Origin of the sequence: Mucilaginibacter terrigena (assembly GCF_004168255.1) — a bacterium.
GTDB lineage: Bacteria > Bacteroidota > Bacteroidia > Sphingobacteriales > Sphingobacteriaceae > Mucilaginibacter > Mucilaginibacter terrigena.
Genome location: NZ_SEWG01000004.1, coordinates 561,163 through 569,762, shown reverse-complemented (window position 1 = coordinate 569,762; position 8,600 = coordinate 561,163). Strand labels below are relative to the sequence as shown.

7 protein-coding genes and 1 pseudogene are annotated in these 8,600 nt (G+C 45.5%); 3 read left to right on the top strand and 5 right to left on the bottom strand.

Annotation, left to right across the window (positions count from 1 at the left end):
- Positions 1–462 precede the first annotated feature (462 nt).
- Positions 463–1,023, bottom strand: coding sequence for an elongation factor P (efp, locus tag EWM62_RS12745; RefSeq protein ID WP_129877036.1), 561 nt, complete (start codon positions 1,021–1,023; stop codon positions 463–465).
- A gap of 144 nt (positions 1,024–1,167) precedes the next feature.
- Between efp and EWM62_RS12740 the strand changes: the two genes are divergently transcribed.
- The 3 genes and pseudogenes from EWM62_RS12740 to EWM62_RS12730 all read left to right on the top strand — a co-directional run bounded on the left by EWM62_RS12740 (position 1,168) and on the right by EWM62_RS12730 (position 3,758).
- The gene (locus EWM62_RS12740; RefSeq protein WP_129877035.1) at positions 1,168–2,355 is read left to right on the top strand and encodes a Gfo/Idh/MocA family protein; all 1,188 of its coding nucleotides are present in this window, start codon (positions 1,168–1,170) and stop codon (positions 2,353–2,355) included.
- Positions 2,356–2,469: 114 nt separating this feature from the next.
- Positions 2,470–2,772, top strand: a pseudogene (locus EWM62_RS19800) (GIY-YIG nuclease family protein).
- A 110-nt stretch (positions 2,773–2,882) separates the two neighbouring features.
- Entirely contained in the window at positions 2,883–3,758 is an 876-nt protein-coding gene (locus EWM62_RS12730) for a sugar phosphate isomerase/epimerase family protein (RefSeq protein WP_129877034.1), read from the top strand.
- Positions 3,759–3,950: 192 nt separating this feature from the next.
- Here EWM62_RS12730 and EWM62_RS12725 read toward each other — a convergent pair whose 3' ends face one another.
- The 4 genes from EWM62_RS12725 to EWM62_RS12710 form a co-directional block, all read right to left on the bottom strand.
- Complete coding sequence (locus EWM62_RS12725; protein WP_129877033.1) at positions 3,951–4,724, bottom strand: GLPGLI family protein; 774 nt, start codon at positions 4,722–4,724, stop codon at positions 3,951–3,953.
- Between the two features lie 30 nt (positions 4,725–4,754).
- Positions 4,755–7,565: an outer membrane beta-barrel protein gene (locus EWM62_RS12720; protein ID WP_129877032.1), complete on the bottom strand. Its 2,811-nt coding sequence runs from the start codon at positions 7,563–7,565 to the stop codon at positions 4,755–4,757.
- Positions 7,566–7,726: 161 nt separating this feature from the next.
- Positions 7,727–8,284 carry a dTDP-4-dehydrorhamnose 3,5-epimerase gene (rfbC, locus tag EWM62_RS12715; RefSeq protein ID WP_129877031.1) on the bottom strand — a complete coding sequence of 186 codons (558 nt, stop codon included), beginning with the start codon at positions 8,282–8,284 and terminating at the stop codon, positions 7,727–7,729.
- A complete protein-coding gene (locus tag EWM62_RS12710) occupies positions 8,285–8,587 on the bottom strand; it encodes a DUF4286 family protein (protein ID WP_129877030.1) in 303 nt (100 codons plus the stop codon).
- Between the last annotated feature and the right edge of the window lie 13 nt (positions 8,588–8,600).

Sequence of the window (8,600 nt, the reverse complement as noted above, 5' to 3'; positions counted from 1 at the left end):
TGGCCAACGGATGGGAGAGCAGGTCGGTGCCCAATCTTAATCCGTTAGTTAACGGAGTAAACAAGAACCCGTTATCCAAAAGATAACGGGTTTCTTTGTTTATAATACTTTCTGTCCGTCATGCCGCTCCCCGCTCCCCGCCACTATCTCCCCTCCAACATAACAGACCCTTCGCTCACTCCGGACAACAAACGATGCCAAATGTTCACGTTCACGTTTGCACAACCAGCATGCTTTTTGTAAATGGCTCAAAATCAATACTTCCAATATAAAAATGGTGACAAAACGCTGTCACCATGAACATGATATATTTTCATAGGAGTAAACAGCTCCCTTAATTCCAAAGGTTGACAAAAAACTCTTTATAAATTTCACACGCACGCATAAAAAAAACTGCTACCAAATAAATGGTAACAGTCCCCGTAATAATAAAATAATTATCGTTTATTGAGTAATTAAAGGCTATTTAACGCGCTCTACATATTCGCCTGTACGGGTATCAACCTTTATTTTGTCGCCCTGGTTTACAAATAGCGGCACCCTGATTTCTACCCCATTTTCTGTAGTGGCCAATTTTAACGCACCGGATGATGTATCCCCTTTTACCGCGGGTTCGCTGTAGGTAATTTCAAGTTCTACATGGTTTGGCGCTTGTGCCATTATCGGTTCTTCGCTTTCAAAAGATACGATAACGTTCATGCCTTCTTTCAGGAACTTAACCGACGGGCCAAACAGCGCCTTTGGTATATTGTGCTGATCGTAAGTAGTGTTATCCATTATAACCATCGAATCGCCTTCTTCGTACAGGTATTGAAAATCGTTGGTTTCTACCCTGCAGATCTCAACCTGCTCATCAGTAGCTAATCGTGCTTCTACAATTTTCCCTGTTTTTATATTGCGGAACTTATCTAAATAAAATGCCCCGCCCTTGCCCGGTGTACGGTGAAGAACCTCGGTAACAGATACCAGTTCGCCGTTAAAACGTAATATGTTTCCTACTTTAATTTCAGATGCCTTAGCCATAATTATAAATTTGAACACGAAGATAAATTAAGTTATGGAAACAAGTGCCTTTAAAGGTGTTTTTTGATTAAGCTATCGCTTACTTGCATATCTGCATATCTAAGCTTATCTTAACCACACAAACCATTATAAATATACTACTATATGAAAATCGCTATGCTTGGCTCGGGCTTTATCGCGCGTTTCTACGCCGATTCGCTTATCGGACACCGCAGGCTTGATACCCTGCATGCCGTTTACAGCCGTGATATTGCCAAGGCCAAAATTTTTGCCAACGATTATAAACTTCCTGTATACAGCGATGATATGCACGAGGTTGTGAACCATCCCGAAGTGGATGTGGTGGTGATCTCGCTGCCGAACGACCTGCATCTTGCCGCTGTAGCCGCCTGCGCCAAAGCGGGTAAGCACGTGCTATGCACCAAACCCCTTGGCCGTACCGCTGCCGAAGCCAAACAAATGCTGGATATGGTAGAACAGGCGGGCGTTATGGGCGGCTACCTGGAAGACCTGTGTTACACCCCCAAGTTTAACAAAAGCCTGGCCAGCGTAAAGGCCGGCGCGCTGGGCAGGATCTTGTGGGCCAAAAGCCGCGAAGCGCACCCCGGCCCGCACAGCAATTGGTTTTGGGATAAAGAGCAAAGCGGCGGGGGCTGCATAGTTGATCTTGGCTGTCATTGTATTGAAATTGCCCGGAGTTATATTGGCAAGGACATTAAGCCGGTTGAGGTGATGTGCTGGGCGGCCACGCAGGTGCACCCTATTGATGCCGAAGACAACGCCATAGGCATGGTAAAGTATGCCAACGGCGCCATAGGGCAGTTTGAGGTGAGCTGGTGCTTTCGCGGCGGTATGGACCTGCGCGACGAGGTGATGGGCACCGAGGGCACCATCTGGATAAACAATTTTTTGCGTACCGGGTTCGATATGTTCAGCACCGGCAAGGGCGGCGGCTACGTTGCCGAAAAGGCCGAGAGCAGCCAGGGCTGGCTTTTCCCCGTGGGCGATGAGGTGAACGAACTGGGCTATAACCACATGTTTACCGACATGTTTGAGGCCATTGAGCAAAACCGCCCGCCTGCCGAAACCTTTTACGACGGTTACGTGGTAAACGCCATTATCGACGCGGCCTACGCCAGCGCCAAAAGCGGCATTTGGGAACCCGTTAAAATAGAAGATTGGCGCGGCAGCACCCAAACCAAAATAGCCACCGACTTCGCCAGTTTCGACGAGCAGTACTACCTCATCAAAGAAGAGATACTGCCGCATGGAGAGCGGAAGCTGATATTAAAGGATAAGACGACGGGGGAGGTAGTAGTGAGGGATATATAAAGGTAAGTGGTATTATAATAAACTATGTCATTTCGAACGAGGTACGAGGAGAAATCTTCTACGAGTAGTAAGTGAACGCGTGTATCCGAATGACTGCCCTTTACTTTAAACAAAATGTGGAATTATAATTATTACGTATACATTACTACTAATTACGATAAAACGGTGTTATACATTGGTGTTACAAATGATCTGAGCAGAAGGCTTTATGAACATAAGTAGAATAAAGGCACAGGCAAGTCGTTTACAGGCAAATATTATTGCTATAACTTAGTTTACTATGAGCATTTCTCTAATATTGAACATGCTATTGAACGGGAGAAGGAAATAAAGAAGTGGAGGCGAGAGAAAAAAGATGCTTTAATTGCGACTATAAATCCCGAATGGAAATTTTTGAATAATGAAGTAAATGAATAATATTATATCGATTGTCATTCGAACAAGCATAGCGCCGTAAAAGCAGGGCGTAGAAGATTTCTCCTCGTACCTCGTTCGAAATGACATCTTGATTTAACCAATAAACCAACATGAACAGAAGAACATTTATATACAATAGCGGACTGATCGCAGCCGTAACGGCCGCTTCGCCTGCCATAGCCGATACCATCACCGGGCGGGCAAAACCTGCCCGGGGCATCCAGCTTTACATGGTAAAGGAAGATATGGAGCGCGACCCCATTGGCACCCTTAAAAAACTGGGCGCAATGGGCTACATCCAGATAGAAAGCTATGGCAGCGATAAGGGGATCTTTTGGGGCAAAACCAATATGGAGTTTAAGAAGATTGCCGCCGGCTACGGCCTTAACCTGGTAAGCACCCACTACAACCCATGTACCCTGCCCGAATTTGATAAACTGGCATCACAAGCCGCCGAGATTGGCATGAAGTATCTGGTGTGCCCATGGCTTGGCCCGCAAAAGTCTATCGAAACCTTTAAAACTTTCGCGGATGATTTTAACAAGCGCGGAGCAATCTGCAAAAAACATGGCCTAAGGTTTGGCTACCACCCGCACGATTATCCCTACAAACCTGTAGACGGGCAGCTGCCTATCGATGTGCTGCTTGCCGGTACGGATAAAGAACTGGTGGACTTCCAGATGGATATCTATTACGCCGTGACCGAGGGCGCCGATCCATACGCCTACATTACCAAACACAAAGGCCGCTTTAAGCTGGCCCACATGCGCGATGTGCTGAAAAAGCGCCTCCCCGCAGGTAGTAAAGAGGAGTCGGCATGTGACCTGGGCGAGGGTGTTATCGATTTTAAAAAGTTCATCCGCGTTGGGCAGGATAACGGCATGCGCTATTTCTTCGTAGAGCAAAGCCGTTTCCACAACGAAACCCCGCTGCAAAGCGCTGCTAAAAACGCCGGGTATTTGCGCAGGCTGAAGCTTACGTTGTAAATTAATTCCCTCCCCACGGGAGGGTTAGGGAGGGGTTAATCGCCATGCAAAGTTTGCTAACACACCCCTGCCATTGCGCACATACCGTCACACCCCCTCTCCAGAGGGGAACTGCGGGCGGACACCACAAAAAAAGCCTGTACAGCATAAACTGTACAGGCTTTTCTTTTGTCTTTGATCTTTATCCTTTATCTATAACAGATAGATCTTGAAAAACTTTTTACCGTATTCGCCCCAATCCTTCATTACGTTTGTCAGGGTGGTTTTAAGGCCGGTGTAGGTAACCACTTTACCTTTTACGGGTGCTTTTAAGCTGGTTTCGGCTACTGGCACATCAGTAACTTTGGTGGCAAACCAGGTAACATTCTCGTGCGGCAGGGCAAGGCCAAGTATCATGCCGGGTAAACCGGTAAACGACTCAGGGCCGCCTGATAGCGGGATCTCATCGCTATAAAACGCCACTACATATATCGAATCCATCACCAGCGCGTTGGCGCGTCGGCACATGTAGCCTGCAATTTCGCGGGTTTCGTCAGTTATTTTCCAGTTTATCTTGCGGGCGGTATCTTTCACCAAAAAGGTTTCTTCAAACACTTTTTTGTTGGTGATGCTAAAGTTGGTGTTAAGGTCGGTATAAATGGTGTTTATTTGCTGCGCCAGGGGCATATCGCTAAACCAGCTGTTTGATGGCGGGGCATCATCAGGCAGCGGGGCGTAAACCGTTTTGTTGCTGCCAAAAGTAAGGCTGCTTTTTAGCACCTTAAATTGGGGGTTGTTTTTTTTGTATTGTTCAAATGCAGGGGCGTACCAGCTTTCGTTATCCTTGTTTATAACGTTTTTGATTACGCCGTACATGTTCACCCTTTTCTCGTACTCGATGGTACCCGCTGTGGTAAAATGCGTGTTTTGTGCAAATGCGCTGCCACCAAACAGGCAGGCCATTAATATTAATAAATGCTTTTTCATTTGATATTGCTATTGTGTTATACCGTTAACTTATTTTTTTGCAGCTTTACCGCCGCCCATGCCGTTAAAATCCCAAACTACCGATAGCATATAATACCTGCGGATGGTGGTATACCTGTTCTCGGTAATTAAATTGCTTGATGCACTGCGGGTAAAGCCCGAGTTTTGGTTAAGCAAGTCGTTGCCGCGTAATACAAGTTTAAGGTTTTCGGCCTTAAAAAATGATTTGCTTATGCTGGCATTGATAATGGTTTGGCGGAAATCATCGTCAAAAGATTGTGTAGCGGCGGTATACTTGTACTGGCCATCGCTGCTTATCTCTATTTTGCCCGGCAGGTAAAAATTAACATAATAATCGGCGTTAAAACCACGGCCGTTGTTATTCCTGTCGGGTTGTAACGATGCCTGGCCAATGGTATAGGTTGGGCCGCCGCTTACGTAAATGTTAAACTTCTTTTCCTTGTATTTAGACAGGCCTATAGAGCCGCCGTAGGTATTTGAATTTGTTTTGTTAAGCTCGTTGTTTACCATACTGTAGTAAATGTTACCGCCGGTGTTTAACCTTGCATTAATATTAAGGCCTATAAAGCTTAGCTTGCGGCTCATATCAATGCCAAAGTTATAGTTAGATTGCCTTTTGCCGGGCAGGTTAACCGCTTGTATGGTGCTTTTGCCCAGGGTAGCATCGGTAACTACGTTGTTTACAATTGGGTTGGTGGTAAAGTTATAGTTACCATTCATCCAGATGGACTGATCGCTTATCACCTTATACAGGTTATAGTAACCATACAGGCCGTTGGTAAACGATGGTTTAAGGTTAGGGTTACCCAGGGTGATGTTCAATGGATCGGTGTTTACACGTATCGGCTGCAACTGATCGATAGTTGGCTGGGTTTGGTTACCATAATAACCTATGCTAAGCGAGCTGTAGGTAGAGAATTTGTAAGAGTAATTTGCTTGCGGGCTCCAGTTGGTAAAGTTGCGCCTTGCCGAGTTGCCGGTTATTTCGTCAACCTGTTTATAATCTATATTGGCTATACGTGTACCAAAGCGCAGGTTGCTTTTCCCTTTTTTATAGTTAAAGTTAACACCTCCCTGGTTTGATGTTTGGTTAAAAACGTAATGGTTACTTAACGAATCGTTCAGCAAATTATAATTACCCGGTGCCGATTGATCGAATGATTTCCTGTCGGCATTGCTGTTGTTTAAGCTGAAGCCATAATTAAACACTACCGATAAGAATTTAGAAAGCGGCTCGGTATAGGTTAAGTTGGTATTAAATTTAGATGTACGGGTATTGTCTGTTTTCTTTTGATCCACCCGCTGGCTACTGTCAAGCTGGCTTTGCTCGTTATACAGGTCGAGCTGTGATTTTAAAAAGCCGTTTGCCTTGCTCTCTGTCATCCCTGCCGCTACATTCAATGAAATGGTACGGCCCGGTTTTTTTAATTTTTTGGTATAAAAAGCCGATGCGTTAAATAACCGCTGATCAACTTCGTTGCTTAGGGTGCGGCTGTTAGCGTTAATAAGCGAATTATCCAACCTTCTGCTGGTGTCTCTGTTGGTGGTGTGGGTATCGCTGTTTTTTAAGGTACCGTCAACAGATATTTTCAGGTTAGATGTGGTATCCAGTTTTATAGAGTACGTTGCATCCAGCTTTTGCCTGAACATGGTGTTATTAAAGGCTTCGTTGCTAAGGCTGTTAATTACGTTGGTAGAATCGCCCGGCAGGTTTTGCTGCGATTTGTTGTTGCGTGTACCGTCAACCTCCAGCGATCCAACTTTGTAATTGGTGTTAAGGCTGTATTTATCGTTGTTCCATTTATTATCGTAATGCACACCGCCGGTGTTGGCTATCGGGATACCCCGCCCATCGTACTGGCCGCTGAACGAATCGAGCCCGCCATCGTTACCACCCATAAAATATATCCCGCCATCATCGCTAAACTGCATGCCATCGCTGGTGCCAAGCTTGTTGTTATCGTTCCAGCCTAAGCCTGTTTTACCGGTGTTACCAAAGGTGCCGTAAACCGAAAACTTCTTTTTACCCTGGAATTTATTGTAAAGACCCTGGCCCTGGTAAAAGCCATCGGTACCAATACCGGCATCAATTTTACCAAAGTAGCCGTTCTTTTTATCCTCTTTAAGCTTAATGTTAATGGTTTTGGTTTTCTCGCCGTCGTCTATCCCCGTAAAGGTGGCCTGGTCGCTTTTTTTATCGTAAAGCTGCACTTTATCCACCATATCGCCGCGGATGTTTTTGGTAACCAGTGTTGGGTCATCGCCAAAAAACTCTTCGCCATCTACCAGTACTTTTTGTACGGTTTGGCCCTGGGCGGTAATTTTACCATCCTTATCAACCTGTATGCCGGGCAGCTGCTTCAGCAGGTCTTCTACCTTCGAGTTGGGTTGTATGGTGTAGGCCTTGGCGTTAAACTCGGTAGTGTCGCCCTTTATCTTGATAGCGGCTACGGTACCCTTTATCAGCACCTCGTTCAGCAACCTCGATTTAAGGTTCATGTTAATGTTGCCAAAGTTCATGGTGGTTTTGGCGGAGTCTAATGCAAAATGTTCTACGTAGTCGGCATAGCCGGGGTAGGTAACCAGCAAAATAAATTTACCCTTGTTAAGGTTGGTGATACTGAACGTGCCATTGGCCGCGGCCCTGGTAAACTTACGTAAAGTAGAATCTTTAGCGTTTAATATACTGATGGAAGTATTAACCAATTTTACATTGGCAACGCTATCAACAGATACGCCTTTAACCGAATAAGTGTTCTGCGCAAGCGTAGAAAGAGAGCACATGCATAGTAGTACCAGCGCCGTAATTGTGAATTTCATACTTAGGATTTATGAACAGCCAAGATATAACTAAAATCTTAGTAATAGAAAGGGTGGACTTGTTAAAAAGTGTTAAATATGCGTTTAGAGCGCTTTAGTCACGTTATTGTTACTAATGGCTGAAAATAAATTTGAGGCTGCGATAGTACAGGCGGGGGTATTTAAAAACTAAACGGACTGTTAAAATCTTTAAAAGCGGGCTGCGCCTGGTCTTTGGCGGATAGCAGGGCGTCCTTTTCGGCAATGCCCCAGCCTATGGCCAGTTGGGGGTCGTTCCAGGCCAGGCCAATCTCCGATGCTTTGCTGTAAAGGCCGCCGCTAACTTTGTAAACAAATATGGTGTTGTCCATCAAGGTTAAAAAACCATGCACGCAACCGGGAGGGATCCAAAGCTGCAGTTTATTTTGTGCCGATAACTCGTAGGCCACGTGCCTGCCATAAGTTGGCGAGCCTTTGCGCGCATCAACAGCCACATCTAAAACAGCGCCTTGCAAAACCCTTACCAGTTTGCCCTGTGCTTGTGGCGGTGCCTGGGCGTGCAGACCGCGGATGGTGTTTTTCTGCGATAAGGATTCGTTGTCCTGCACGAAGCTGGCATCTATACCCGCTTCATCAAAAGCTTTTTTGCTGTAGCTTTCAAAAAAGTAGCCCCTGTCGTCGGCAAAAACTTTTGGCTCCAACAGCAGCACACCGGGTATAATGGTCTCGGTAATGTTCATTTAGTCGACAGTTTTCATTAAGGTGTTGAATAACACAAAGCGCTCGTTAAATTGCTGCTGGTGCTCCTCCTGGAATTTAAACAGGTGTTTTGTATAATACTGCTGAAACTGCTCAATGGTATCTGCATTGAACTGTACGCAGTAAGTGATGCCATCGTTAGGCGAATCGATAATGGTAAGCATCTGGTACGAACTGAAGTACCCGGTAGCCATAACCGCCGGGATATAATAACCCTTCATCCATTCCAGCCATTCCTGCTCAACGGTATCCTCTAAAATTACGGTGTCGTTATATATGATCATATCGCAAAGCTAC

Coding starts and splice junctions, on each gene's coding strand:
- EWM62_RS12740 (WP_129877035.1), top strand. CDS start 1,168: ATGAAAATCGCTATGCTTGGCTCGGGCTTTATCGCGCGTTTCTACGCC.
- rfbC (WP_129877031.1), bottom strand. CDS start 8,284: ATGAACATTACCGAGACCATTATACCCGGTGTGCTGCTGTTGGAGCCA.
- EWM62_RS12725 (WP_129877033.1), bottom strand. CDS start 4,724: ATGAAAAAGCATTTATTAATATTAATGGCCTGCCTGTTTGGTGGCAGC.
- EWM62_RS12720 (WP_129877032.1), bottom strand. CDS start 7,565: ATGAAATTCACAATTACGGCGCTGGTACTACTATGCATGTGCTCTCTT.
- EWM62_RS12710 (WP_129877030.1), bottom strand. CDS start 8,587: ATGATCATATATAACGACACCGTAATTTTAGAGGATACCGTTGAGCAG.
- EWM62_RS12730 (WP_129877034.1), top strand. CDS start 2,883: ATGAACAGAAGAACATTTATATACAATAGCGGACTGATCGCAGCCGTA.
- efp (WP_129877036.1), bottom strand. CDS start 1,023: ATGGCTAAGGCATCTGAAATTAAAGTAGGAAACATATTACGTTTTAAC.